The organism is Aquipseudomonas alcaligenes NBRC 14159 (genome assembly GCF_000467105.1).
In the GTDB taxonomy this organism is placed as follows: Bacteria; Pseudomonadota; Gammaproteobacteria; order Pseudomonadales; family Pseudomonadaceae; genus Aquipseudomonas; species Aquipseudomonas alcaligenes.
In genome coordinates, this window is the sequence record NZ_BATI01000006.1 from 184,771 (window position 1) to 209,406 (window position 24,636).

25 protein-coding genes are annotated in these 24,636 nt (G+C 66.3%); 13 read left to right on the top strand and 12 right to left on the bottom strand.

The window, feature by feature from the left end:
* The first annotated feature begins 69 nt into the window (after positions 1-69).
* Positions 70-1,878, top strand: coding sequence for a monovalent cation:proton antiporter-2 (CPA2) family protein (locus tag PA6_RS04105; RefSeq protein WP_021699616.1), 1,809 nt, complete (start codon positions 70-72; stop codon positions 1,876-1,878).
* A gap of 152 nt (positions 1,879-2,030) precedes the next feature.
* Here PA6_RS04105 and putP read toward each other — a convergent pair whose 3' ends face one another.
* From putP to PA6_RS04140, 7 genes are all read right to left on the bottom strand, one after another.
* Positions 2,031-3,521, bottom strand: a complete 1,491-nt coding sequence (gene putP, locus PA6_RS04110) for a sodium/proline symporter PutP (protein ID WP_043216245.1) — start codon at positions 3,519-3,521, stop codon at positions 2,031-2,033.
* A 371-nt stretch (positions 3,522-3,892) separates the two neighbouring features.
* Positions 3,893-4,345, bottom strand: coding sequence for a hypothetical protein (locus PA6_RS04115; RefSeq protein WP_021699618.1), 453 nt, complete (start codon positions 4,343-4,345; stop codon positions 3,893-3,895).
* Positions 4,346-4,457: 112 nt separating this feature from the next.
* Positions 4,458-4,883 carry a group I truncated hemoglobin gene (locus PA6_RS04120; RefSeq protein ID WP_021699619.1) on the bottom strand — a complete coding sequence of 142 codons (426 nt, stop codon included), beginning with the start codon at positions 4,881-4,883 and terminating at the stop codon, positions 4,458-4,460.
* Positions 4,884-4,885: 2 nt separating this feature from the next.
* Positions 4,886-5,740, bottom strand: a complete 855-nt coding sequence (locus PA6_RS04125) for a DUF3034 family protein (RefSeq protein ID WP_021699620.1) — start codon at positions 5,738-5,740, stop codon at positions 4,886-4,888.
* A 2-nt stretch (positions 5,741-5,742) separates the two neighbouring features.
* Complete coding sequence (locus tag PA6_RS04130; RefSeq protein ID WP_021699621.1) at positions 5,743-8,091, bottom strand: putative bifunctional diguanylate cyclase/phosphodiesterase; 2,349 nt, start codon at positions 8,089-8,091, stop codon at positions 5,743-5,745.
* Complete coding sequence (locus PA6_RS04135) at positions 8,075-8,746, bottom strand: methylamine utilization protein (protein WP_021699622.1); 672 nt, start codon at positions 8,744-8,746, stop codon at positions 8,075-8,077. Before PA6_RS04135 ends, PA6_RS04130 begins: the two co-directional genes overlap by 17 nt.
* 84 nt (positions 8,747-8,830) lie before the next feature.
* On the bottom strand, positions 8,831-9,523 hold the full coding sequence (locus PA6_RS04140; RefSeq protein ID WP_021699623.1) for an NUDIX domain-containing protein: 693 nt from the start codon (positions 9,521-9,523) through the stop codon (positions 8,831-8,833).
* A gap of 99 nt (positions 9,524-9,622) precedes the next feature.
* Between PA6_RS04140 and PA6_RS04145 the strand changes: the two genes are divergently transcribed.
* The 3 genes from PA6_RS04145 to nadE are packed head-to-tail and all read left to right on the top strand — an operon-like array spanning position 9,623 to position 12,342.
* Complete coding sequence (locus PA6_RS04145; protein ID WP_370453059.1) at positions 9,623-10,309, top strand: nicotinamidase; 687 nt, start codon at positions 9,623-9,625, stop codon at positions 10,307-10,309.
* 1 nt (position 10,310) lies between these two features.
* Positions 10,311-11,504 (top strand): nicotinate phosphoribosyltransferase, encoded by a 1,194-nt coding sequence (pncB, locus tag PA6_RS04150; protein WP_021699625.1) that lies wholly within the window; start codon positions 10,311-10,313, stop codon positions 11,502-11,504.
* Positions 11,505-11,514: 10 nt separating this feature from the next.
* Positions 11,515-12,342, top strand: a complete 828-nt coding sequence (gene nadE / locus PA6_RS04155) for an ammonia-dependent NAD(+) synthetase (RefSeq protein WP_021699626.1) — start codon at positions 11,515-11,517, stop codon at positions 12,340-12,342.
* Positions 12,343-12,396: 54 nt separating this feature from the next.
* Here nadE and dcd read toward each other — a convergent pair whose 3' ends face one another.
* Positions 12,397-12,963, bottom strand: a complete 567-nt coding sequence (dcd, locus tag PA6_RS04160) for a dCTP deaminase (protein ID WP_021699627.1) — start codon at positions 12,961-12,963, stop codon at positions 12,397-12,399.
* A 146-nt stretch (positions 12,964-13,109) separates the two neighbouring features.
* On the opposite strand from dcd, the gene PA6_RS04165 reads away from it, so the two are divergent.
* Positions 13,110-13,598, top strand: a complete 489-nt coding sequence (locus PA6_RS04165) for a rod shape-determining protein (RefSeq protein ID WP_021699628.1) — start codon at positions 13,110-13,112, stop codon at positions 13,596-13,598.
* 4 nt (positions 13,599-13,602) lie between these two features.
* On the opposite strand, the gene apbC is transcribed toward PA6_RS04165, so the two are convergent.
* Positions 13,603-14,697 (bottom strand): iron-sulfur cluster carrier protein ApbC, encoded by a 1,095-nt coding sequence (apbC, locus tag PA6_RS04170; RefSeq protein WP_021699629.1) that lies wholly within the window; start codon positions 14,695-14,697, stop codon positions 13,603-13,605.
* A 204-nt stretch (positions 14,698-14,901) separates the two neighbouring features.
* Between apbC and metG the strand changes: the two genes are divergently transcribed.
* The 8 genes from metG to PA6_RS04210 all read left to right on the top strand — a co-directional run bounded on the left by metG (position 14,902) and on the right by PA6_RS04210 (position 21,725).
* Positions 14,902-16,938 (top strand): methionine--tRNA ligase, encoded by a 2,037-nt coding sequence (metG, locus tag PA6_RS04175; protein ID WP_021699630.1) that lies wholly within the window; start codon positions 14,902-14,904, stop codon positions 16,936-16,938.
* Positions 16,939-16,996: 58 nt separating this feature from the next.
* Positions 16,997-17,545, top strand: a complete 549-nt coding sequence (locus tag PA6_RS04180) for an Rnf-Nqr domain containing protein (protein ID WP_021699631.1) — start codon at positions 16,997-16,999, stop codon at positions 17,543-17,545.
* Entirely contained in the window at positions 17,542-18,675 is a 1,134-nt protein-coding gene (locus tag PA6_RS04185; RefSeq protein ID WP_021699632.1) for an RnfABCDGE type electron transport complex subunit B, read from the top strand. Before PA6_RS04180 ends, PA6_RS04185 begins: the two co-directional genes overlap by 4 nt.
* Positions 18,656-19,660 carry an RnfABCDGE type electron transport complex subunit D gene (locus PA6_RS04190; RefSeq protein ID WP_021699633.1) on the top strand — a complete coding sequence of 335 codons (1,005 nt, stop codon included), beginning with the start codon at positions 18,656-18,658 and terminating at the stop codon, positions 19,658-19,660. Before PA6_RS04185 ends, PA6_RS04190 begins: the two co-directional genes overlap by 20 nt.
* Positions 19,657-20,247, top strand: a complete 591-nt coding sequence (locus PA6_RS04195; protein WP_021699634.1) for an RnfABCDGE type electron transport complex subunit G — start codon at positions 19,657-19,659, stop codon at positions 20,245-20,247. Before PA6_RS04190 ends, PA6_RS04195 begins: the two co-directional genes overlap by 4 nt.
* Entirely contained in the window at positions 20,244-20,798 is a 555-nt protein-coding gene (locus PA6_RS04200) for an Rnf-Nqr domain containing protein (protein WP_021699635.1), read from the top strand. Before PA6_RS04195 ends, PA6_RS04200 begins: the two co-directional genes overlap by 4 nt.
* A complete protein-coding gene (gene nth / locus PA6_RS04205; RefSeq protein WP_021699636.1) occupies positions 20,795-21,433 on the top strand; it encodes an endonuclease III in 639 nt (212 codons plus the stop codon). The genes PA6_RS04200 and nth overlap by 4 nt, the downstream gene beginning before the upstream one ends.
* A 109-nt stretch (positions 21,434-21,542) precedes the next feature.
* The gene (locus PA6_RS04210) at positions 21,543-21,725 is read left to right on the top strand and encodes a PA3496 family putative envelope integrity protein (protein WP_021699637.1); all 183 of its coding nucleotides are present in this window, start codon (positions 21,543-21,545) and stop codon (positions 21,723-21,725) included.
* A gap of 53 nt (positions 21,726-21,778) precedes the next feature.
* Here PA6_RS04210 and gloA read toward each other — a convergent pair whose 3' ends face one another.
* From gloA to PA6_RS04225, 3 genes are all read right to left on the bottom strand, one after another.
* Complete coding sequence (gene gloA, locus PA6_RS04215; RefSeq protein ID WP_021699638.1) at positions 21,779-22,171, bottom strand: lactoylglutathione lyase; 393 nt, start codon at positions 22,169-22,171, stop codon at positions 21,779-21,781.
* 73 nt (positions 22,172-22,244) lie between these two features.
* Positions 22,245-23,462 (bottom strand): argininosuccinate synthase, encoded by a 1,218-nt coding sequence (locus PA6_RS04220; protein WP_021699639.1) that lies wholly within the window; start codon positions 23,460-23,462, stop codon positions 22,245-22,247.
* Between the two features lie 118 nt (positions 23,463-23,580).
* Entirely contained in the window at positions 23,581-24,552 is a 972-nt protein-coding gene (locus PA6_RS04225) for a flagellar protein MotY (RefSeq protein WP_021699640.1), read from the bottom strand.
* Between the last annotated feature and the right edge of the window lie 84 nt (positions 24,553-24,636).

A 24,636-nucleotide genomic window follows, 5' to 3' on the forward strand; every position in this document is an offset into this window, starting at 1 on the left:
AGACGGCCTGGATCAACGCGAGGGACGTGGCGAGCTGTTAATCTCGGACTATTTGAACAGGAGATTCGCATGCCTCACGACGGCAGCCTGCTGCAGGGCGCAGTGGTATTCCTCTGCGCCGCCGTATTGGCAGTACCTCTGGCCAAGCGCCTGCAACTGGGCGCAGTGCTCGGCTACCTGCTGGCCGGGGTACTGATCGGCCCCTCGGTCCTCGGCCTGATCGGCGACCCGGAAAGCGTCAGCCACCTGTCCGAGATGGGCGTGGTCCTGCTGCTGTTCATCATCGGTCTGGAACTGTCGCCCAAGCGCCTGTGGGTCATGCGCCAGGCGGTGTTCGGCGTGGGCCTGGCACAGGTACTGCTGACGGCTCTGGTGATCGGCACAGTGGCGCTGTTCGGCTTCCACCAGCCCCTTCCCGTGGCCATGGTGCTCGGGCTCGGCCTGGCGCTGTCCTCCACCGCCTTCGGCCTGCAGCTGCTGGCCGAACGCAAGGAGCTGACCAGCCCGCACGGCCGCATGGCCTTCGCCATCCTGCTGTTTCAGGACATCGCCGCCATCCCGCTGATCGCCCTGGTGCCGATGCTGGGCGAGGCCAGCCCGCATCCGCTGCCGGGCAACGAACTGCAGGGGCTGCTGGAAGTCTTCGGCAGCATCGCCCTGGTGGTGCTCGGCGGCCGCTACCTGCTGCGCCCGGTGTTTCGCATCGTCTCGCGCAGTGGCAGCCACGAGGTTTCCACCGCCACCGCGCTGCTGGTAGTGATTGGCACCGCCTGGCTGATGGAGCTGGCCGGCATCTCCATGGCCCTGGGCGCCTTCCTCGCCGGCATGCTGCTGGCCGACTCCGAATACCGCCACGAGCTGGAGTCGCACATCGAGCCATTCAAGGGCCTGCTGCTGGGCCTGTTCTTCATGAGCGTCGGCATGGTCGCCAACCTCCAGCTGCTGTGGCAGGAACCCCTGTTGGTGCTGGGCCTGACCCTGCTGCTGATCGGTCTCAAGCTGCCGGTACTGCTGCTGGTCGGGCGCCTGGCCGGCGGCCTGTCGCGCAGCAGCGCGATGCAGCTGGCGGTGCTGCTGGCGGCCGGCGGCGAATTCGCCTTCGTGGTGTTCCGCATGGCCCGCAGCGAACAGCTGCTCGACGCGCACATCCATGATCTGCTGGTGATTGCCATTACCCTGTCGATGGCCGTCACCCCGCTGTTGGTGATGCTCGTCGCCCACCTGTTCAAGAGCGCGCCGAGTGCACCGAGCGAGGTACCGCCGGAGCTGAAGACAGTGGACAGCCACACGCCGCGGGTGGTGCTGGCCGGCATGGGGCGCATGGGCCAGGTGATCGCCCGGGTCCTGCGCGCCCAGCACGTGCCCTTCGTCGCCCTGGACAACTCGGTGGATGCCGTGGAGATGTCGCGCAGCCTGGGGCAGATGCCGATCTTCTATGGCAACCCGCTGCGCCCGGAGATCCTGCGCGCCGCCCAGGTGGACAAGGCCGAGTGGTTCATCGTCGCCACCGATGATCCGGAGACCAACCTCAAGACCACCGAACTGGTGCGCAAGCTCTACCCCCATGTGAAGGTGATTGCCCGCGCGCGCAACCGCCAGCACGTGCACAAGCTGTGGGACCTCAACGCCCTGGCGGTGCGCGAGACCTTCCACTCCAGCCTCGAGATGAGCCATCAGGTGCTGCGCGGCCTCGGCCTCAGTGAAGAGCAGGCGGCAGCCCGCCTACGGCGCTTCAAACGCCATGACGAGGAAGTTCTGGAGGCCCAGCACCGGGTCTACGACAACCAGGCCGAAGTGCAGCAGACGGCACGCCAGGCCCGGAATGACCTGGAAAACCTGTTCAACAGCGATCAGATCGACGAGCGTCGCGACACCTGAATACTGCAGGCAAAAAAACGGCCCATCGCCAGAAGACGTGGGCCGTAAAGCACTAAAGGGTCGTACGTGGTGCGCCGCCGGCAGTCGATGAGGGAGTGACTGTGGCGACGCGGAACACGCGACCGGACGACCGGCCGATCGCGTGTAGGGTATTACAGGTGGGCGTCCTGGTATTCCTGCTCGGCTTCGTCGAAGCGCTTATGCATGGCGTTGGACGGTGCACTGCCGATGCGGCTGAAGATGACGATGGCCAGGGTGGCGAGGATGAAGCCCGGGATGATTTCGTACAGACCCAGACCGACCCAGTTCTTCCACACCACCACGGTCACGGCACCGACGATCATGCCGGCCAGCGCGCCGTTGCGGGTCATGCCCTTCCACAGCACGGAGAGGATCACCACCGGGCCGAAGGCGGCACCGAAGCCGGCCCAGGCGTAGGACACCAGGCCCAGCACGCGGTTTTCCGGATTGGAAGCCAGAGCGATGGCAATCACGGCCACCAGCAGCACCATGGCGCGACCGACCCAGACCAGCTCGGTCTGGCTGGCGCCTTTACGCAGGAAGGCCTTGTAGAAGTCCTCGGTCAGGGCGCTGGAGCACACCAGCAACTGGCAGCTCAGGGTGGACATCACCGCGGCCAGGATGGCGGACAGCAGGATGCCGGCGATCCAGGGGTTGAACAGGATCTTGGCCAGCTCGATGAACACGCGCTCCGGGTTCTCGCTGACCGGGCCGGCGAGGTCCGGATGGGCGGAGAAGTAGGCGATACCGAAGAAGCCCACGGCCACGGCACCCGCCAGGCAGAGGATCATCCAGGTCATGGAGATGCGACGGGCAGCCGGGATCGACTTGACCGAGTCGGCAGCCATGAAGCGCGCCAGAATGTGCGGCTGGCCGAAGTAGCCCAGGCCCCAGGCCATCAGCGAGATCACGCCGACGAAGGTGGCGCCCTTGAGCATGTCGAAGTTGGTGGCGTCTTTCAGCTCGATGGCCGCGAAGGTGGTGTCCATGCCGCCGGTGGCCACCATCACCATCACCGGGGTGAGGATCAGGGCGAAGATCATCAGGGTGGCCTGCACGGTGTCGGTCCAGCTCACCGCCAGGAAGCCACCGATGAAGGTGTAGGCGATGGTGGCGGCGGCGCCGGCCCACAGGGCGGTCTCGTAGCTCATGCCAAAGGTGCTTTCGAACAGGCGGGCACCGGCAACCACGCCGGAGGCGCAGTAGATGGTGAAGAACACCAGAATCACCAGGGCCGAGAAGATGCGCAGGATGCGGCTGTTGTCCTCGAAGCGGTTGGTGAAGTAGTCCGGCAGGGTCAGGGCATTGCCGTTGTGCTCGGTCTGCACGCGCAGACGGCCGGCAACGAACAGCCAGTTGAGGTAGGCACCGACGACCAGGCCGATGGCGATCCAGCTCTCGGAGATGCCAGCAACGAAGATGGCGCCCGGCAGGCCCATCAGCAGCCAGCCGCTCATGTCGGAGGCACCGGCGGACAGCGCGGTAACGAAGCTGCCGATGCTACGGCCGCCGAGAATGTAGTCGGACAGGTTCTTGGTACGCAGGTAGGCAATAAGGCCGATCAGGACCATCGCGGCGATATACACCACGAAGGTGATCAGCATGGGGGTACTGGCTGTCATGGGAGGATGCCCTCTCGCTTGTTGTTATGGTCGCGGGGTTGGCCGCGACGGGGTTGGCAAACACATCCGCTCGTGACGGACGCTCGAACACCCCGTCCATACGGCCAGGGCTATGAAGACTGACGCCCGGAGCCGGCGTCGCATCACGCCGCTCCTCTCCCGGAAACGGCCGCAGGTCGCACGCAGGCGACCTCTGCATTGGGTTTAGCCCAACGCCGAAGGCGCGCAAGCGCATGCCTCCGGTGACGGGATGCAGGACTCTAGTGACAGGGGGATGACGGCTTCTTGCAGAAAGCTCCGGACTTTTTGCGAAAAACTCCGGAGCGGGGAACTTTACGCTATCGCGGCAGGCTTGCCCTGCCGCGACGGTGCTACCGCGCGAGATCGATGCGGTACTTGCTAACCAGCTGGCTGTCCATCTGCTGGTGAAAGACAAAGCCCACGTAGTCGGCATCGTCCTTCTGGAGATCGACCTCGGCCCTGGAGCGGCCGATTTCCTGGCCATCCTTGTCGAAGGCCCCGGCCAGCAGGGTACCCTTGAACGGCTGGCCGGCAATCAGGTAGATAGTGAAGGTCTTGTCCGGATCGCCCATGCCGGCGGACTTGCCGGTGGTCACGCCGAGGCCGGCGGCGCTTGCCGCCTCGCTCAGCTCGGTCTGTACCTTCATCTGCTCGTCGACGCTGCTGCCGACGCCGGAGAGGAAGCCGGTCAGGCCATCGCCCACCGCCTTGCCGGCCTTTTCCGACATGCTCTGCTCGCTGTCGCCGCAACCGGCCAGAAGGACGGCGCTGAAAAGACCTGCCAGAAGACGCTTGCTGCTCATGGTTTCGCTCCCTGAAATTGGCTGAGATCGCGCCGCGCGGCGCACCGGGCAATCCAGCGAGACGGCGGGCGTCTGGCCAGCGCCACCGCGAGCGGATGTGCAGGAGTTGGCGCTAGCGCCCGATGATCTGCCCGCGCATGGCCGCCAGGCGCGCCAGCAGGCGGTTCTGCACCGGCACGGCGACACCCTCGGCGTCCATCGCGTCGATCAGGTCCTCGACCAGCGCGTTGAAGTCGCCGCGGTCGATATTCAGGCCCTTGTGGCTCTCCTCCATGCTGTCGCCGGTGTACACGCAGGGCCCACCGGCCTCGACGCAGATCTGTTCGATCAGCTTGTCGCGCAGGCGCTCGATGTCGACATCGGCGAAGTGATGGGTGATGCGCGGGTTGCGCGCCGCGTTGAGCAGCATGCCCTCGACGATGCGGGTGATCCCCGGCAGCTCGCCGAGGCCGCGGTACAGGCTGTCGTCCGTCGGCGGCGGTGGGCTGGCGGCGCAGGCGCCGAGCAGCAAGGCCAGGATGATCGACAATCCGCGCATGTTCAGAAACTCCCCTGCAGCGACAGGTAGACCCCGTCCTGGTTGTCCAGCCCGGCGATCTCGCCAAGCCGGGCGTAGGCCAGCACCACGGACAGGTGTTTGTTGGGGAAGTAGCCGACGAACAGGTCGGACCAGTCGCTTTCGCCGGCGAAACCGAGGTTGTCCGGCTTCTCGCGGTACTCCACACCCACCGCCCAGCGCGGGTTGAGCAGTACGGCGATGGAGCCTTCCTTGAGCAGCGAGTGCTCGTCGCGGCGATCGCCACCGAAGCCCAGCAGGCCCTGCTCGTTGGCCCGGCTGTAACGCAGGTTGCCGTTGAGCAGCAGGTTGTAGCCGAAGGCGGCACCGAGCAGCAGACGGCTGGCGGCGAGATAGGCCTCGCTGTCCTCGTCACGCTCGGCGCCGACCAGGCTGGGCACCAGGAAGTCCTTCTGCCGTTTGTGCTCGATACCCAGGGAAACCTGCGGCAGGCGGTCGTAGATCAGGTCGCCGAACAGGCGCACCTTGAGGCCGAGGATGTCCTGGCTGAGGCTGTTGTCCGGCAGGCTCAGATCGCGGGCCAGGGTGCCCAGGTCGAAACGCTGGCGGGCGTAGGACAGCTCCACGCGGTTGCCGTAGGACACCGCCAGGCCGCCGACGTCCAGGCGGTAGTCGCCGGTCTCCACCCGGGTCAGGAAGCTGGTGGCGCCCCACTCGCCCTCCTCGCCATAACCGGCCAGCACCGCCCAGGGCACGATACCGCCGCCGGCCGCGCCGTCGATGCTGGTGGCACCGCCGGTGGCCAGCAGACGTCCCTGCTCGGCGCCGGCCAGGGCCGGCAACAGGCCGCAGAGGAGAACGATCAGGCGTGTGCGCATGCTCAGAATACCTTTGCCAGTGGGGAGCCCTGCCATTGCCGCAGCCACTGCTCGAAGGCGGAGGCCGGCATCGGCTTGCCGATCAGATAGCCCTGGGCGGTATCGCAGCCCCAGCGCGCCAGCAGCTCCAGCATCGGGGCGAGTTCCACGCCCTCGGCCACCACCTTGAGGCCCAGGCTGTGGCTCATCTCGATGGTGGAGCGGACGATGACCGCATCCTCGCTGTGCTCGTCCAGCTCGCGGATGAACGACTGGTCGATCTTCAGCTCCTGCACCGGCATGCGCTTGAGCTGGGCCAGGGACGAGTAGCCGGTACCGAAGTCGTCCACCGACAGCTGGATGCCGCAGGCGCGCAGGCGCAGCAACACATCCAGGGCGCGTTGCTGATCGCGCATCATGGCGCTCTCGGTGATCTCGAACACCAGTTGCTCGGCGGCCACGCCCTGCTCCGCCAACTGTCGCTGGACCCGTTCGGCCAGCTGCAGATCGACCAGGTCCTCGGCGGAGATATTCAGCGACACCTGCATGACCAAGCCATGGCCGTTCCATTCGTGCAGTTGGCGCAGGGCCTCGCCGATCACCCAGGTGGTGAGCAGCTGGATGCTGCCGGTGCGCTCGGCCAGCGGAATGAATTCGCCGGGAGACACCATGCCGTAGTGTGGATGGTTCCAGCGCAGCAGGCATTCGGCCTCGTGCACCCGGCGCCCGGGGATATCCAGCTTGGGCTGGTAATAGAGGATCAGCTCGCCGCGCTCGGCGGCGTGGCGCAGATCGCGCACCAGCTTGATCTGCCGCTGGTGGGCGGCGTCGCGGCCCTCCTGATACAGCTCCAGGCGCCCGGACTGCTGGGCGGCGTCCTGCATGGCGATGGCGGCGCGGCGCAGCAGATCGTCCGGTCTGTTGCCATGGGTGGGATAGGCGGCGATGCCGATGCTGCAGTCCAGGGCCACGTCCAGGGTACCGACGCGCATCGGCTTGAGCAGCAGCTGGTACAGACGGTCCGCCGCGGCGATGGCGTTATCGCTGTCGCTGTTCTCCAGCATCAGCAGCATCTCGTCGTTGACCAGCCGCGCCAGGCTGTCGCCGGGGCGCAGGGTAGCCTGCAGGCGCCGGCTGAGCTGCTGCAGGGCCAGGTCGGCGCCATCGGCGCCACAGCTGTCGAGAATGGAGCGGAAGTTGCCCACGCCGATGTGCAGCAGCGCGGTGGGCCGCTCCGCGCTGATCGCGCTACCCAGCCGCTCCAGCGCCAGGGTGCGGTTGGGCAGGCCGGTCAGGGCATCGTGCAGGGCGTTGTGGGCCAGCTGCCGCTCCCGCTCGGCGATGCCCTCCTGCATGCTGGTGAAGGCCTGGGCCAGGCTGCCCAACTCGTCGCGGCGCTGCAGGGTAATCGGGGTGAAGTAGTCGCCGAGGCCGATGCGTCGCGCCACCCGCGCCAGCTCCTGCACCGGCTGCGCCAGGCTGCGCGCCAGCAGCAGCGCGCCGAGCAGCGAGCCGAAGAAGGCGGCCAGGGCGATCAGCAGAATGTCATGGTCCAGCGGGGCGAAGGCCTGCTCGGCCTGGTCCAGGGATTTGTGCAGCAGCGCCAGCACCTGGTAATCGCCGGCGCTGGCCAGGTTGCGCCATTCGCCTAGGTAGCGCTGGTCGCCGGCCTGCAGCAGGCGGCTGCCGCTGTCCTGTTTCTGCTGCAGGATTTCCTCGCGCAGGCGCTCATGCACGCTGGGAGGCAGGGTGCTGATCCAGCCGGTGGCCGCGCCGCGCTCAATCGATACCAGGGTCAGCTCCAGGTGGGTCAGCTCGCGCAACTCCAGGGCGAAGTTCTCGTCGATGTGGAAGCCCATCACCACCCGGGCGATCGGCAGCGGCGCGCTGACAGCAGAGGCCACCAGCAGGTAGACCTCGCCCTCCACCGGCAACAGGAACACATGGGCGCCCTGCCCGGCCTGCTCGGCCACCCGCCCGGCCAGGCGCTCGGCCGCCGCGGCGCCGATGCGCTGGTCGCTGCTGACCAGCAGGGCGCCGTCCAGGGCCAGCAGCAACACGGCGTCGGCATTGATGCGCGCGCCATGGTTGGCCAGCGCCGAGCGAATGGTGTCGCCGTCGCCGCTGGCCACCGCGTCCTTGAAGCCGAAGTCGGCCGCCAGCACCTGCACCGCATCGCGCAGCTGGCTGCCGCGCAGCTCGATCAGCTGCTCCAGCACCCGGCCACCGACGCCGAGGTCCTCGCGCAGCTGGCTCTGCACCGCCACGCCGGTGGCCGCCTTGACCGAGAAGTACAGCGCGCCCACCACCACCGACAGGAGGAGGATCAGGACCCCGGCGATGCGCGCCTGAAAGCTATGGCTGAACTTCACTCGCCGCCTTCCTGAAGGCCTCGCCAAAGGCACTGGGCTTGGGCGCAGCCGGGGCCACGGCAGCGCCAGCCAGCCGCAGCAGGAAACGCTGGCTCAACCCGGCCGCAGGCACCTCGAGGGTGCCGGCGCTCAGCGGCAGCATGTTCTCCAGCTGCGGGTGCCACAGGGTGACCTGGTAGCTGCCCGCCGGCAGGCCATCGAGGATCAGCCGGCCCTGCTCGTCGCTGACGGCAAACCAGGGATCGTCGGTGACATAGACGTAGCCGACCATCCAGTCGTGGATATTGCAGCCGAGCACCACCACGCCGGGCTTGTCGAACAGCACCGGCTCGCTCGGCGTGCCCTTGTACAGGCGCAGCTCGAAGCGTTTGGTCGGCGAGAAGGAATAGACGTGGTGGCGGATGTCGTCGCTGTTGGGGAACTTCACCGAAGTGCCGCTGCGCACGGCCAGCACGGTGGGCATGAACTGCTTGTCGCGCTGATCCATGATCGCCGGCTCGTTGCGCGCCGAAGCACCCACGCCCTTGAGGCTGAGCACGGCGTTGGCCAGCGGCTGGCCCTGGCCGTCCACCAGCTCGGCGGCGAGCCCGGCGGCCCCGGCCGGCAAGGCGAAACAGCCGAGGAGCAGAGCCAGGGCGTAAAGATGGAGCTTCATGGATGACTTCCACTGCCCGCCGGTGCGGGCGACAGTACTTCGGGAGTTTCTCGCAGCGTAGCCGACAGCCCGGCCAAATTCACCTCAGGACAGCACGCTGCGATCGAAAATGAACCCTCCGGCGGCCTGCGGCCGATGCTCCAGCAGGTTCTGCGGGCGGCCCATCTTCGGCTGGTTCTTCTCCCCGCTGTCCAGCACCCAGCCCTGCTGCTTCATCTTCTCCAGCCGCCCACGCAGGGTGGTGTGCTGCACCGCCTGGCCGAGGCAGGCCTGGAACGCGGTTAGCGCCTCGGTGACGGTGAAGCGCGGTGCCAGCAGGTACAGCGGCAGCGCGGTGTACAGCGCCTTGCCGGCAAGCCGCTCGGCTGCCTGGAGCACCAGCTGGGCATGGTCGAACGGCAGTGCCAGGCGCCCCTCCAGCACCTCGCTCAAGGTGACGAAGCGCAGATCAGCCCCCTGCAGTTCGACATCCGGCGCCAGCAAGGCCAGATAGAAGGTCGACAACGACCAGCCGCGCGGGTCACGGACCGCGTTGCCGACGGTGGCGACCTGCTCCAGATGCGCCGGGGCGATGCGCGCCTTGTCCTGCAGCGCGCGCGCGGCAGCAGCGTCGAGGCTGGCATCGGCGCAGCGACCGTTGACCAGCACGCCGGGCAATGCCCATTGCTCCGCGAACGGCGCCTGGCCGCGGCGGATCAGCAGCAACTCCAGCGCCCCCTCCTCGCCCAGACGCAGCGCCACGATATCCACCCCGGCCAGCACTTCGGCAGTACTCATGCCTTCTCCTGAGAATCTTCATACTTATTTCATCTTGACGAATAACTCACAGAATTTCACCCCTGGCAGAGAAAACCGCTTGCCAACTTATTTCATCAGATGGAATATGTAGCCATCTCCAGGGCAACGAGGAATGCCAAGATGAAAATCGCCAGCTTCGACGTCGACGCGCAAAAGGGCTTCACCCCGCTGTGCCCGGACGAGCTGCCGGTTCCCGGTGGCGATGCCATAGCCCCCGCGCTGAACCAGCTGGCCACGCGTGCCAGCCTGCGCCTGGGCAGCAAGGATGCGCACAGCCCTCAGGCCGCCTGGGTGGCGCCGAGCCATGCGGAGATGCTCAAGCCGCTGCCGCTGGCCAATGCCGACCTGTCCTGGGTCAGCCACTGCGTGCCTGGCACGCCGGGCTTCGAGCTGCTCGACGAGCTGCCCGCCCCGCTGGACTACGACTACTTCGTGTGGAAAGGCGTGGAACCGGACCTGCACCCCTACGGCGCCTGCTACCACGACCTGGCCGAGAAGCGCAGTACGGGCGTTATCGAGTTTCTCCGGCACAATGGCGTGAACCGCGTGCTGGTCGGCGGCCTGGCCCTGGACTACTGCGTGAAGACCACCGCCCTGCAGCTGCGCCGCGCCGGCTTCGCGGTGGACGTGTACCTGCCGGCCTGCCGGGCCATCGCCGAAGACACCGCCAACAGCGCCTGCGCCGAGATGCGCGCCGCCGGCATCGCCCTGCACGCCAGCCTGGATGAGCTGGATGCGGCACTGAACATGGATGGAGACAACTGAGATGGCCGAGAGCGTATTCGCCGAGCGTATCGTGCAGAACCTGCTGGACACCGACTTCTACAAGCTGACGATGATGCAGGCGGTGCTGCACAACTACCCCAACGCCGAGGTGGAGTGGGAGTTCCGCTGCCGCAACAGCGAGGACCTGACGCCCTACCTGGCCGAGATCCGCTACCAGATCGAGCGCCTGGCCGAGCTGGAGGCCACCGCCGACCAGCTGGCCTTCCTCGAGCGCATCCCGTTCATGAAGCCGGACTTCATCCGCTTCCTCGGCCTGTTCCGCTTCAACCCGCGCCACGTGCAGACCGGCATCGAGGACGGCCAGCTGTGCATCCGCCTGCGCGGCCCCTGGCTGCACGTGATCCTCTACGAGATCCCGCTGCTGGCGATCATCAGCGAGGTACGCAACCGCTATCGCTACCGCGAAGTGCTGCTGGAGCAGGCCAGCGAGCGCCTGTACCAGAAACTCGACTGGCTCAGGGCCGAGGCTTCGGCCAGCGAGCTGGAAGGCTTCCAGGTGGCCGACTTCGGCACCCGCCGGCGCTTCTCCTTCCGCGTGCAGGAGCAAATGGTGAAGATCATGAAGCGCGACTTCCCCGGGCGCTTCGTCGGCACCAGCAACGTGCATCTGGCGCGCGAGCTGGACCTCAAGCCGATCGGCACCATGGCCCACGAATGGCTGATGGCCCACCAGCAGCTCGGCCCGCGCCTGATCGACAGCCAGATCGCCGCGCTGGACTGCTGGGTGCGCGAATACCGCGGCCTGCTCGGCATCGCCCTGACCGACTGCATCACCATGGATGCCTTCCTGCGCGACTTCGATCTGTACTTCGCCAAGCTGTTCGACGGCCTGCGCCATGACTCCGGCGACCCGCTGCAGTGGGCGGAGAAGGCCATCGCCCACTACGAGAAGCTCGGCATCGACCCGATGAGCAAGACTCTGGTGTTCTCCGACGGCCTCGACTTCGAGAAGTCGCTGCAGCTCTACCGTGCACTTTGCGGGCGGATCAACGTAAGCTTCGGCATCGGCACCAAGCTGACCTGCGACATTCCCGGCGTCGAGCCGATGAACATCGTGATCAAGATGACCGCCTGCAACGGTCAGCCGGTGGCCAAGATTTCCGACGCACCGGGCAAGACCCAGTGCCGCGACGAGAACTTCGTCAGCTACCTGAAACATGTTTTCCGTGTCTGAGGACCCCGCCATGAGCAACCGCCAAGCCGAAATCGCCGCCGCACTCGACGTCGTGCCGCCCTTTGCCGACGAAGCCGCCCTGGTGGCGGAAGTCGAGCGGCGCAAGCGCTTCATCAAGAACTGCCTGCAAAACTCCGGCCTCAAGGTGCTGGTGCTGGGCATCAGCGGCGGCGTCGACTCCACCACCGCCGGGCGCCTGGCCCAGCTGTCGGTCGAGGAGCTGCGTGCCGAGACCGGAGATTCGGGCTATCGCTTTATCGCCGTGCGCCTGCCGCATGACACCCAGCACGACGAGCACGACGCCCAGGACTCGCTGAAATTCATCCGCGCCGACGAGAACGACACGGTCAACATCGCCAGCAGCGTGCGCGGCCTGGGCGAACAGGTCGCGCACCTGCAGAAGCTCAGCGAGGCACGCCGCGACTTCGTCAACGGCAATATCAAGGCGCGCATCCGCATGGTCGCCCAGTTCGCCATCGCCAACGCCAACAACGGCCTGGTGATCGGCACCGACCACGCCGCCGAGGCGGTCATGGGCTTCTTCACCAAGTTCGGCGACGGCGCCTGCGACCTGGCGCCGCTGTCCGGCCTGGTCAAGGGCCAGGTACGTGCCATCGCCCAGTACCTGGGGGCGCCGCAGCACCTGGTGATGAAAACGCCGACCGCCGACCTGGAAGAGCTGCGCCCCGGCAAGCCGGACGAGGAGGCCCACGGCGTCAGCTACGCCGAGATCGACGCCTTCCTGCACGGTCAGCCGGTCAGCGAGGCTGCCTACGCCACCATCGTGCGCACCTATGACAACACCCGGCACAAGCGCGAGCTGCCACTGGTGCCCTGAGGCCAGCAACGAAAAAGCCGGGCGATTGCCCGGCTTTTTTCTGTCCCGATGCCGTCAGGCCTTGGGCAGGGTCACACCGGTCTGGCCCTGGTACTTGCCGCCACGGTCGGCGTAGGACACTTCACAGGCCTCGTCGGACTGCAGGAACAGCATCTGCGCCACGCCCTCGTGGGCGTAGATCTTCGCCGGCAGGTTGGTGGTGTTGGAGAACTCCAGGGTCACGTGGCCTTCCCACTCCGGTTCCAGCGGGGTGACGTTGACGATGATGCCGCAGCGCGCGTAGGTGCTCTTGCCCAGGCAGATGGTCAGCACGTCACGCGGGATGCGGAAGTACTCGACGGTGCGGGCCAGGGCGAAGGAGTTCGGCGGAATGATGCAGACGTCGCTGTTGATGTCGACGAAGCTCTTCTCGTCGAAGTTCTTCGGGTCGACCACCGCCGAGTGGATATTGGTGAACACCTTGAATTCGGCGGCGCAGCGCACGTCGTAGCCATAGCTGGAGACGCCGTAGGAGATCACCCGGCTATCGTCGGCACCACGGATCTGGCGCTCGACGAAGGGCTCGATCATCCCGTGTTCCTGGGCCATGCGGCGAATCCACTTGTCCGATTTGATGCTCATGGCAGGCGTCCTGAAAGCAGTGGTTGAAAAATGATCGCGCATCTTACCGGTCACCAGGGCATCCAGCAAAGGGGCGAGGGCGAGTCGACGGGCAGCTCAGCCATCGTTAGGCTGTGCGCCTTTTCCAGTGCGCCACGGATGACCACATGTTCAGAAACCTGACACCCCTGCTCTACCTGAAGCTCAGATCGCGAAGCCTCAGCGGCCTACACCTGCCGTCCGGCATGGCCTTCGACGAACCGCCAGTCTTGGCACTGCAGACCGTCAAGGGCAAGCGCGAGGCCATTGCCGTTGGCCACGCTGCTGCAAAGCTGCAGGGGCAACCACAGGTGGAGATACTCAACGGCTTCGACCACCCGCGCTCACTGCTGGCAGACTTCACCGTTGCGGAGAAGACCCTGCAGCTGCTCGTGCGCCAGATTGCGGGGAAAACCTTCCTCAAACCGGAAGTGGTGCTGCACCCTCTAGAGCATCTGGAGGGTGGGTTGACGCAGATGGAACGGCGCGGCCTGTATGAGCTTTGCCGCTGCGCGGGCGCCAACAAGGTCCACCTCTGGATCGGTCGTGAGCTGACTGCCGAGGAACTACGCTCCCGGCAGTTCCCCAGTGAAGGCGGCTCGCTGCTGACGCCCTGAGGCCTCAGTCGTCGCTGATCTCGATGGTCGGCATGGCCGACGCACCCAGACCTGCCAGAGCGATACGCGCACCGACGCTGCGTGCCATCTCCTGGTAGATCATGGCGATCTGGCTCTCGGTATCGGCCACCACGGTCGGCTTGCCGCCGTCAGCCTGCATGCGGATGGCCATCGACAGCGGCAAGGATGCCAGCAGGTCAACACCGTACTGGGCCGCCAGCTTCTCGCCACCGCCTTCGCCGAACAGGTGCTCGGCATGGCCGCAATGGCTGCAGATGTGCACGGCCATGTTCTCCACCACGCCGAGCACCGGGATGTTGACCTTGCGAAACATCTCCACGCCCTTGCGCGCATCGAGCAGGGCCAGGTCCTGCGGGGTGGTGACGATCACCGCGCCGGCCACCGGCACCTTCTGCGCCAGGGTCAGCTGGATATCGCCGGTACCCGGCGGCATGTCGACGACCAGGTAGTCCAGGTCGTCCCAGGCGGTCTGGGTCACCAGCTGCAGCAGCGCGCCGGAAACCATCGGCCCGCGCCACACCACCGGGGTGTTGTCGTCGGTGAGGAAGGCCATGGACATCACCTGTACGCCGTGAGCCTCCTGCGGTATGAAGAATTTCTGGTCGCGCACCTTGGGCCGCGTCCCTTCCGGGATGCCGAACATGATGCCCTGGCTGGGACCGTAGATATCCGCATCGAGAATGCCGACGCGCGCGCCTTCGCGGGCCAGGGCCAGGGCCAGGTTGGCGGCGGTGGTGGACTTGCCCACCCCGCCCTTGCCGGAAGCCACGGCGATGATGTTCTTCACCCCGGCCAGCGCCGGTACCTGCTCCTGGGCCTTGTGCGCGGCGATGGCCACATCCACCTGCACCTTGGCCGACTCCACGCCATCCAGGCCTTCCAGGGCCATCTGCAGCATCTGCGCCCAGCCGTTCTTGAACAGCCCGGCGGCGTAGCCCAGCTCCAGACGCACGGCGACCTTGTCGCCCTGGATATCGACTTCGCGCAGGCAACCGGCGGAGACCGGGTCCTGATTCAGGTGGGGGTCGGTGAACTGACGCAGGCGGGCTTCGACCGCTTCGCGGGTGACGGCGCTCATGGGGCAACTCCGAAAGGCTGAGCAAAACAGGCGGGCATCTTACCGTAGGGTGGAAAACCACCGAAGGTCTTTTCCACCGCAAGCTCCGTCCGGAGGAAAACGCGGCGCGGTTTTCCTCCGTACACCCGGCCCCGCGGATGAAAAAAACCTTCCGCGCCTATATAGTGGCCGACTTCCCTCGTAACACCCGATGGCCCGATCACCATGTCCGAAGCCCGCAAGATTCTCGTCACCAGCGCCCTGCCCTATGCCAACGGCTCGATTCACCTCGGCCACATGCTCGAGTACATCCAGACCGACATGTGGGTGCGCTTCCAGAAGCTGCGCGGCAACCAGGCCGTGTACGTCTGCGCCGACGATGCCCACGGCTCGGCCATCATGCTGCGCGCCGAGAAGGAAGGCATCACGCCCGAGCAGCTGATCGACAACGTGCGCGCCGAGCACATGGCCGACTTCGCCGACTTCGGCGTGGCATTCGACAACTACCATTCGACCCACTCGGACGAGAACCGCGAGCTGTCCGCGTCGATCTACCTGGCGCTGCGCGACAAGGGCCATATCGCCACCCGCGCGGTGACCCAGTACTTCGACCCCGAGAAGGGCATGTTCCTCGCCGACCGCTTCATCAAGGGCACCTGCCCCAAGTGCGCGGCCGAGGACCAGTACGGCGACAACTGCGAGAAATGCGGTGCCACCTACGAGCCGACCGAGCTGAAGAACCCGCGCTCGGCCATCTCCGGCGCCGTGCCGGTGCTCAGGGAGTCCAAGCACTTCTTCTTCAAGCTGCCGGACTTCGAGGCCATGCTCAAGCAGTGGACCCGCAGCGGCGCCCTGCAGGAGGCGGTGGCCAACAAGATCGCCGAATGGCTGGACGGTGGCCTGCAGGAGTGGGACATTTCCCGCGACGCGCCCTACTTCGGCTTCGAGATCCCCGACGAGCCGGGCAAGTACTTCTACGTCTGGCTGGATGCGCCGATCGGCTACATGGCCAGCTTCAAGAACCTGTGCGCCAAGCGCCCGGAACTGGACTTCGACGCCTTCTGGGGCAAGGACTCCACCACCGAGCTGTACCACTTCATCGGCAAGGACATCGTCAACTTCCACGCCCTGTTCTGGCCGGCCATGCTCGAAGGTGCCGGCTACCGCAAGCCGACCGCGGTCAACGTGCACGGCTACCTGACCGTCAACGGCCAGAAGATGTCCAAGTCGCGCGGCACCTTTATCAAGGCGCGCACCTACCTGGACCACCTGAACCCGGAATACCTGCGCTACTACTACGCGTCCAAGCTGGGCCGCGGCGTCGATGACCTCGACCTGAACCTCGAGGACTTCGTGCAGAAGGTCAACTCCGACCTGGTCGGCAAGGTGGTCAACATCGCCAGCCGCTGCGCCGGCTTTATCCACAAGGGCAACAATGGGGTTCTCGTAGACGCCAACCCCGAGCCGGAGCTGTGGGCCGCCTTCCAGGCTGCTGCGCCTAGCATCGCCGAGGCCTATGAGGCGCGTGATTTCTCCCGCGCCATGCGCGAGATCATGGCACTGGCCGATCGTGCCAACGCCTGGATCGCTGACAAGGCGCCCTGGGCACTGAACAAGGTCGAGGGCAAGCAGGCCGAGGTGCAGGCAATCTGCGCCCTGGGCGTCAACCTGTTCCGCCAGCTGGTGATCCTGCTCAAACCCGTGCTGCCGAAGCTGGCCGCCGACGCCGAGGCCTTCCTCAACGTCGCCCCGCTGACCTGGCATGATCTGGCCACCCCGCTGGCCAACCACCAGCTGAACCCGTTCAACCCGCTGCTGACCCGTATCGAACCCGCGAAGATCGACGCCATGACCGAAGCCTCCAAGGAAGACCTCGCCGCCGAAGCCAGCAAGCCGCAGGGCAATGGCGAACTGACCAAGGACCCACTGGCCGCCGAGATCAACTTCGACGCCTTCGCCGCCGTCGATCTGCGCATCGCCCTGATCGAGAAGTGCGAGTTCGTCGAAGGTGCCGACAAGCTACTGCGCCTGTCGCTGGATATCGGCGACGAGAAGCGCAACGTGTTCTCCGGCATCAAGTCCGCCTACCCGGACCCGAGCAAGCTGGAAGGCCGCCTGACCCTGTACGTGGCCAACCTGGCCCCGCGCAAGATGAAGTTCGGCGTCAGCGAGGGCATGGTCCTGGCCGCCGGCCCCGGCGGCGAGGAAATCTACCTGCTCAGCCCGGACAGCGGCGCCAAGCCGGGTCAGCGCGTCAAGTAAGCTGAACTAGCCTTGTAACAGGCCTCGCGGCACTCGCCGCGGGCCTGGAGTCATGCGCATGACCGACTTTCTCCTCGCCCTGATCGGCGCAGCGCTGGTCAACAATCTGATTCTCGGCCTGCCGCTGGCCGCCGATGCCCTGCGCCATGCCCGCGCGCAGGCGCTGGGGCCGGCCGCTGCCTTGCTGATCCTGTTCGTCGCCCCCGGCGCCTGGCTGTTGCAGCGACTGCTGCAGGCGGTCGACCTGGCCTACCTGCACCTGTTGCTGTGCGTGCCGCTGCTGGCCGCGCTCGGCGGGCTGGTCCTGACCCTGCTGGCGCGCTGGCGCGCCGACCTGGCCCAGCCCCAGCTATGGCCATTGCTGCTGGGCAATGGCCTGGGCGCCGCCGTTCTGGCCCGCTCACTGGAGAGTTTCCCGGCCGCGCTGGCGCTGGGTGTCGGCGGCGGCCTGGGCTTCTGGCTGGTGCTGCAGCTGATGAGCGACCTGCTTGAGCGCATCGAACAGTGCGACGTACCGGCCGCCTTGCGTGGCACGCCGCTGCTGCTGATCGCCGCCGGCCTGATGAGCCTGGCCTTCCTCGGCTTCAATGGCCTGGGGGCGGCATGAGCGCACTGATCAGCATCCAGGCCATCGACGCCCTGCTGCCGCAGACGCAATGCGGCAAATGCGGGCACCCAGGCTGCAAGCCCTACGCTGAAGGCATCGCCAACGGCGAGGCAATCAACAAGTGTCCGCCCGGCGGCGAAGCCACCATCCACGCCCTGGCACAACTGCTCGACGTGCCGGAGCTGCCGCTGGAGCTGCCCGCCGTACCGCCGCAAATCGCCCTGATCCGCGAGGCCGAGTGCATCGGCTGCACCAAGTGCATCCAGGCCTGCCCGGTGGACGCCATCGTCGGCGCGGCCAAGCTGATGCATACGGTGATCAGTGTGGAATGCACCGGCTGTGAGCTGTGCGTGGCGCCCTGCCCGGTCGACTGCATCGACATTCTGCCGCTGGCCGACGCTGAGGCCGTGGCTCAGCGCCAGCGCGCTGACCAGTTCCGCCGCCGCCATGAGGCGCACCTCGCCCGTCTGGCGCGCGACGAAGCCAGGCGCAAAGCCGAGCGCGCGCCCCGTACAGCAGTGGCTCCAGCTGTCCCCGTCGCACAGCCAGCAGCAGCCACCGACGACCAGTACAAGCGCCTGAAGATCGAGGCAGCCATGGCCAAGGTGGTGCTGGCCAAGGCCGAGAAGCAGCTGGCCCAGCGCGGCAATGCCGAGCTGCAGCGCCAGGTGGAGGAGCTGCGCCTAGCCGCCGAGCGCGCCCAACAGGCTCTGGATCAAGCCACGCCGCCGGCGCCCGCAGCGCCCACTGCGGGCATCGCCGCGCTCAAGCAGGCCAAGATCCAGTTCGCCCTGCGCCGTGCCGAGCTGGACAAGGCCACACGCCAGGGCGCGGATGACGCTGCCTTGCAGGTGCTACGCGCCAATCTGGAGGCTGCCGCCCAAGCCCTGCATGCCGCCGAGGAGGCCAGCGGCAAGCCGCTACCGGACCTGGTGCGTACCGACAAGCAGCCAGTGGATCTCAGGCTGCGCGAACTGAAGACCGAACACGCCTACGCCCGCGCCGAGCTGCAGCGCCTGGAGCGGCACATGACGGCCAATGCCGCGGCGGTCGACCCGCAAGCCCTGCAGCAGGCCCGCCAGCGTCTGGCGGATGCCGAGCGACAGCTGCATGACCATCAGCAGCAGTGAACTGCGCTTCGACCCGCGCCCGAGCATGCAGCGGGTGCTGCTGGCCTGCCTGCCCGGCGCCCTGGCCCTGCTCTGGTTCAACGGCTGGGGCCTGCTGATCCAGCTGCTGCTGGCCATCGTCACCTGCATCGCATGTGACCTGCTGACCCGCCGCCTGCGCGGCCAGCCACTTACGCTGAAGCCGCACAGCCTGTTCGAGCAGCCGCTACTGGCCGAAGGCAGCGGCCTGATCAGCGCCCTGCTGCTGGCCCTGGCGCTGCCCAGCTATGCGCCCTGGTGGCTGACCGTGGCCAGCGCCGCCTTCGCCAGCCTGTTCGGCAAGGCGCTGTTCGGCGGCTTCGGCAACAACCCGTTCAACCCGGCCATGCTCGGCTACGCCTTCGCCCTGGTCGCCTTTCCCGCGCAGATGGTGCACTGGCCGGCGCCCGGCAGTGGCCACGACCTGCTCGCCGGGCTGCAGCAGATCTTAGGTTTCGGTTCCGGCCTGCCGGACGGCTGGAGCCAAGCCACGGCGCTCGACAGCCTGCGCCACAACGACCGCCTGACCATCGACGAGCTGTTCGCCAGCCACCCAGCCTTCGGCGGCATTGGCGGGCGTGGCGTCGAATGGGTCAACCTGGCCTTTCTCGCCGGCGGCCTGTTCCTGCTGCAACAGAGGGTGATCCGCTGGCAGGCGCCGGTCGGCATGCTCGGCGCCCTGTTCATCGTCAGCCTGCTGTGCTGGAACGGCTCGGGCTCGGACTCCAATGGCTCGCCACTGCTGCACCTGTTCAGCGGCGCGACCATGCTCGGCGCCTTCTTCATCGTCACCGAGCCGGTCAGCGGCCCGGACAGCCAGCGCGGGCGTCTGTACTTCGGCATCGGCGTCGGCCTGCTGACCTACGTCATCCGTACCTGGGGCGGCTATCCGGACGGCCTGGCCTTCGCCGTGCTACTGATGAACCTCTGCGTCACCCGCCTCGACCGCCAGGGAGCGCCGCGATGAAGCGCGCCGCCCTGCTCCTGTTGCTGATCGCCCTGCTCGGCGCCGGCCTGCTCGCCCTGCTGCAGCATTTCGCCGCACCGCGTATCGAGCAGCAGCGCCAGGCCGCGGCCGAACGCGCCTTGCTCGACCTGCTGCCCGCCGGCAGCTACGACAACCGCCCGCTGCAGCAGCCCATCGCCCTGGCGGCCGGCGGCCTACTGGGCAATGGCCGCGCCGAACAGGGTTACCAGGCCAGCCTGAACGGTCGGCCCAGCGCCGTGCTGCTGCCGGTGTCCGCCCGCGGCTATGAAGGACCGATCCAGTTGCTGGTGGCCATCACGCCGGATGGCCGCCTGCTCGCCAGCAAGGTCCTGCAGCAGCAGGAAACGCCGGGCCTGGCCGACCTCCTGGCCCTCGAGCGGGTCAGCTGGCTGCGCAGCCTCGATGGCAAGAGCCTGGCTGCAGACTGGAGCCTGCGCGCGGACGGCGGCCGCATCGACCAGATCGCCGGCGCCACCGTCACCTCGCGCGCGGTGACGGATGCCCTGCAGCGCGCCCTGCGCTTCTTCGATGCCGAACGCGAGCGACTGCTGGAGGTGCGACCATGAAGCGCGGCCTGCAGCTGCTTACCCTGGCGCCGCTGATCGGCTGTACCGACCTGCTGATCAAGGCACTCGGCATCGGCCTGGCCGGCCTGCTGCTGATCCCGCTGTGCGCCCTGCTGCTGGCGCCACTGCGCACTCGCCTCAGCGGCAACGGCCTGGCACTCGCCGCACTGCTGATTGGCGCCATCCTGGCCAGCTGCGCCGAGCTGATACTGCAACTGTTCAGCGCCGAGCTGGCCAAGGCGCTCGCACTGTTCCTGCCGTTATTAGTGCTGCCGTGTCTGGCCCAGGCGCTCGTCGAAGACACCAGCGCCAAGCGTGCTGCCCAGGCGGGCCTGCTGTTCGCCCTGACCGCCTTGGCAATGGGTGTGCTGCGCGAGGCCCTCGGCCACGGCAGCCTGTTCGCTCACGCCGACTGGCTGCTCGGCCCGTCCGCTACGGGCTGGCACTGGAATGCCAGCCTGCCGCTGCTGACGCACAGCGCCGGTGGCTTTATCCTGCTCGGCCTGATATTCGCCCTGCTCTGCCACTTCAACCAAGACGACGCCCGATGAACGCCGCCAAGCGCTTTGAGATCTTCCGCCGCCTGCACGAAGACAACCCCGAGCCCAAGACCGAACTGGCCTACAGCACGCCCTTCGAGCTGCTGGTGGCGGTGACCCTCTCCGCCCAGGCCACCGACGTCAGCGTCAACAAGGCCACGGCCAAGCTGTTTCCGGTGGCCAACACCCCGGAGGCGATCTACGCCCTGGGCGTCGAGGGCCTGTCCGAGTACATCAAGACCATCGGCCTGTACAACAGCAAGGCGAAGAACGTCATCGAGGCCTGCCGCCTGCTGATCGAGAAGCATGGCAGCGTGGTGCCGGACAACCGCGAGGACCTCGAAGCGCTGCCAGGGGTCGGCCGCAAGACCGCCAACGTGGTGCTCAACACCGCGTTCCGCCAGCCGGCCATGGCGGTCGACACGCACATCTTCCGGGTCAGCAACCGCACCGGCATCGCGCCCGGCAAGAACGTGCTGGAAGTGGAAAAGAAACTGCTCAAGTTCGTGCCCAAGGAGTTCCTGCTGGACGCCCACCACTGGCTCATCCTCCACGGCCGCTACGTCTGCCAGGCGCGCAAACCGCGCTGTGGTGCCTGTCGCATCGAGGATCTGTGCGAGTACAAGGGCAAGACTTCGGACGATTGACGAGCCTTTGAATCCCCCATGGCTCCGATTGAAAAAATCTTTTTTACCGGCCTCAGCTTTGTGGTTATAAGGTGCGCCATCAGCATTCCGAACGCTGGAGTGGGCCCTTATGAGCACTGACAAAGAAGAACTCGAACTCGAAGATGATTTCGTCGTCGAGGAAGTTGAAGACGCCGGCGAGCGCACCGTGGAAGTCGCCAAGACCAACCTGACCAAGCGCCGCATCATCGACAACCTGCTTGAGGAACGTCGCCTCAAAAAACAGCTGAGCGACTACGACTTCGACTTCTGATAGCCGAACAGAAAAAGCCCCGCAATGCGGGGCTTTTTCGTTGCAGCGCGACCTCAGTCGTTGCGCGAGGGCGACAGCAACTCGATCTTGTAGCCGTCCGGATCCTCGACGAAGGCCAGGATGCTGCTGCCATGCTTCATCGGGCCCGGTTCGCGGGTGATCTTGCCGCCGCGGGAGCGTATGTCCTCGCAGGCCTTGTAGACGTCTTCCACTTCCAGGGCGATGTGACCGTAACCGGTGCCGAGTTCGTACTGATCCACGCCCCAGTTGTAGGTCAGCTCGATCACGCTGTTCTCGGCCTCGTTGCCATAGCCGACGAAGGCCAGGGTGAACTGGCCGTCCGGGTAGTCCTTGCGGCGCAGCAGGGTCATGCCCAGCACTTCGGTGTAGAAGGCGATGGAGCGGTCCATGTCGCCGACGCGCAGCATGGTATGCAGCAGTCTCATCAGGTTTTCCTCTTCGTAAAAAACAGAACCCCGGCTCGTGGCCGGGGTTCGTCTGGCACGGGCGTTCAGCTTATCAGAACAGCTTGCGGCCCTTGCCGGCGGCGATGCGCATGCGCAGCGCGTTGAGCTTGATGAAGCCGGCCGCGTCCGCCTGGTTGTAGGCGCCGCCATCTTCCTCGAAGGTCGCGATGTTGGCGTCGAACAGCGAGTCGTCGGACTTGCGGCCGACCACGATGACGTTGCCCTTGTACAGCTTCAGGCGCACCACACCGTTCACGTTGGCCTGCGAGGCGTCGATCATCTGCTGCAGCATCAGACGCTCCGGGCTCCACCAGTAGCCGGTGTAGATCAGGCTGGCGTACTTGGGCATCAGCTCGTCTTTCAGGTGGGCCACTTCGCGGTCCAGGGTGATCGACTCGATGGCGCGGTGGGCGCGCAGCATGATGGTGCCGCCGGGGGTCTCGTAGCAGCCGCGCGACTTCATGCCGACGTAGCGGTTCTCGACGATGTCGAGGCGACCGATACCGTTGGCACCGCCGATGCGGTTCAGCTCGGCCAGCACCTGGGCCGGGGTCATGTCCTTGCCGTCAATGGCGACGATGTCACCCTTACGGTAGGTCAGCTCGATGTAGGTCGGGGCGTCCGGGGCCTTCTCCGGGGAGACGGTCCACTTCCACATGTCTTCTTCGTGCTCGGTCCAGGTGTCTTCCAGCACGCCGCCTTCATAGGAAATGTGCAGCAGGTTGGCGTCCATGGAGTACGGCGACTTCTTCTTGCCGTGGCGCTCGATCGGGATGGCATGCTTCTCGGCGTAGTCCATCAGCTTCTCGCGGGACAGCAGGTCCCACTCGCGCCACGGAGCGATCACCTTCACGCCCGGCTTCAGCGCGTAGGCGCCCAGCTCGAAACGCACCTGGTCGTTGCCCTTGCCGGTGGCGCCGTGGGAGATGGCGTCGGCGCCGGTCTCGTTGGCGATCTCGATCAGGCGCTTGGCGATCAGCGGACGGGCGATGGAGGTACCCAGCAGGTACTCGCCTTCGTAGATGGTGTTGGCGCGGAACATCGGGTAGACGAAGTCGCGGACGAATTCTTCGCGCAGGTCGTCGATGTAGATTTCCTTGACGCCCATGGCCTGGGCCTTGGCACGGGCCGGCTCGACCTCTTCGCCCTGGCCGAGGTCGGCGGTGAAGGTCACCACTTCGCAGTTATAGGTGTCTTGCAGCCACTTGAGGATCACCGAGGTATCCAGGCCACCGGAATAGGCCAGAACTACCTTCTTAACGTCCGCCATGCCAATCAACTCCACGGGTTGTACGGAAAACCGGGGATTCTACCGGCCGTGTGGAATGATTTACAGGGGCGCGACAGACTCTAGCGACAAAGCGACAGATTTATTTGCCGGCGCGACGTCAGGATTTCGCCGCCGGGGCCGCCGCGGGAGCAGGCTCACTGGCGGCCGGCGCAGCTTCGGGCGCAGGCGCAGCGGGGGCCGCAGCAGGTGCCGGCTCAGGCGTCACGACCGGCTCACGTGACAGCGTCAGGGTCACGCGGCGGTTCTGCGCACGGTTGGCTTCATTGCTGTTTTTGACCAGCGGATAGCGTTCACCATGGAAGCGCACGATGATCTGCTCGGCGGGAACCCCTCTGGAACGCAGGTACTCCTCCACCGCCAGGGCGCGACGCCTGGAGGTATCGCGGTTGGTCAGGCGATTGCCACTGCTGTCGGAGTGGCCGTCGAGCTGGAAACGATTGACGCTGGGGTCGGCCTTGATGAAGTCGAGAATGATGTCGAGCTTGGCCTGGGCCAGCGGCTCCAGCTGCGTGCCGTTCGGGAAGCCCAGCTGGGTCTGGCGGATCTGGTCGAAGTTCACCGGCAGCAGGCCCGCCGTGCACTTGAGGTAGTCGTTGTAGGCCTGATTGAAACGAATCGGCAGCAGACGCACTTCCAGGCTGTCGCCACCCTGCAGGGTGCGATGCCGCACCAGCGGGCTGCGCCCTTCCATCAGCCCGGTGAGCAGACGTCCGGCCTGCTCCTGGTTGCTGTTGAACGGTACCTGGCCGCTGCCAACCGCCAGCGCCCCCAGGTTGATGTCGCCACGCCCCGGCTGCCAGGGTGCCGCCGCTGCCAGCAGGGTCGCCGAACCCGATCCCAGCCAGCGCTCGCGCACCGTGAGGCGGAAAGTCGCCTGCTCGCCGGCGCGACGCACGAACTCGCCGCTGCCGAAGTCCGCGATGGGTTGGCTGAGGCGACACTCGAACTGATCACCCTCGACCTTCCACTCCACTTTCTCCATGCGCGTCTGGAAAGTGATGGCCGCAGCCGGCGTGCACCAGGGCAGGCAGGCGAGCAGGCTGAACAGGAAGGCAGGGGATCGGCGCAAGGTCGGCTCCGTCGGGAGAAACGGCTATCACAGTCCATATCGGCGGCGCCGGAACAAACTTGATAGGCGTAACGAAACGGCAGC

Coding starts and splice junctions, on each gene's coding strand:
- pncB (WP_021699625.1), top strand. CDS start 10,311: ATGGCCGAGAGCGTATTCGCCGAGCGTATCGTGCAGAACCTGCTGGAC.
- nth (WP_021699636.1), top strand. CDS start 20,795: ATGAACGCCGCCAAGCGCTTTGAGATCTTCCGCCGCCTGCACGAAGAC.
- PA6_RS04190 (WP_021699633.1), top strand. CDS start 18,656: ATGACCATCAGCAGCAGTGAACTGCGCTTCGACCCGCGCCCGAGCATG.
- PA6_RS04125 (WP_021699620.1), bottom strand. CDS start 5,740: ATGCGCACACGCCTGATCGTTCTCCTCTGCGGCCTGTTGCCGGCCCTG.
- PA6_RS04200 (WP_021699635.1), top strand. CDS start 20,244: ATGAAGCGCGGCCTGCAGCTGCTTACCCTGGCGCCGCTGATCGGCTGT.
- PA6_RS04115 (WP_021699618.1), bottom strand. CDS start 4,345: ATGAGCAGCAAGCGTCTTCTGGCAGGTCTTTTCAGCGCCGTCCTTCTG.
- PA6_RS04145 (WP_370453059.1), top strand. CDS start 9,623: ATGGAATATGTAGCCATCTCCAGGGCAACGAGGAATGCCAAGATGAAA.
- PA6_RS04210 (WP_021699637.1), top strand. CDS start 21,543: ATGAGCACTGACAAAGAAGAACTCGAACTCGAAGATGATTTCGTCGTC.
- PA6_RS04135 (WP_021699622.1), bottom strand. CDS start 8,746: ATGAAGCTCCATCTTTACGCCCTGGCTCTGCTCCTCGGCTGTTTCGCC.
- PA6_RS04140 (WP_021699623.1), bottom strand. CDS start 9,523: ATGAGTACTGCCGAAGTGCTGGCCGGGGTGGATATCGTGGCGCTGCGT.
- apbC (WP_021699629.1), bottom strand. CDS start 14,697: ATGAGCGCCGTCACCCGCGAAGCGGTCGAAGCCCGCCTGCGTCAGTTC.
- gloA (WP_021699638.1), bottom strand. CDS start 22,171: ATGAGACTGCTGCATACCATGCTGCGCGTCGGCGACATGGACCGCTCC.
- PA6_RS04165 (WP_021699628.1), top strand. CDS start 13,110: ATGTTCAGAAACCTGACACCCCTGCTCTACCTGAAGCTCAGATCGCGA.
- putP (WP_043216245.1), bottom strand. CDS start 3,521: ATGACAGCCAGTACCCCCATGCTGATCACCTTCGTGGTGTATATCGCC.
- PA6_RS04120 (WP_021699619.1), bottom strand. CDS start 4,883: ATGCGCGGATTGTCGATCATCCTGGCCTTGCTGCTCGGCGCCTGCGCC.
- PA6_RS04220 (WP_021699639.1), bottom strand. CDS start 23,462: ATGGCGGACGTTAAGAAGGTAGTTCTGGCCTATTCCGGTGGCCTGGAT.
- metG (WP_021699630.1), top strand. CDS start 14,902: ATGTCCGAAGCCCGCAAGATTCTCGTCACCAGCGCCCTGCCCTATGCC.
- dcd (WP_021699627.1), bottom strand. CDS start 12,963: ATGAGCATCAAATCGGACAAGTGGATTCGCCGCATGGCCCAGGAACAC.
- PA6_RS04185 (WP_021699632.1), top strand. CDS start 17,542: ATGAGCGCACTGATCAGCATCCAGGCCATCGACGCCCTGCTGCCGCAG.
- nadE (WP_021699626.1), top strand. CDS start 11,515: ATGAGCAACCGCCAAGCCGAAATCGCCGCCGCACTCGACGTCGTGCCG.
- PA6_RS04105 (WP_021699616.1), top strand. CDS start 70: ATGCCTCACGACGGCAGCCTGCTGCAGGGCGCAGTGGTATTCCTCTGC.
- PA6_RS04195 (WP_021699634.1), top strand. CDS start 19,657: ATGAAGCGCGCCGCCCTGCTCCTGTTGCTGATCGCCCTGCTCGGCGCC.
- PA6_RS04180 (WP_021699631.1), top strand. CDS start 16,997: ATGACCGACTTTCTCCTCGCCCTGATCGGCGCAGCGCTGGTCAACAAT.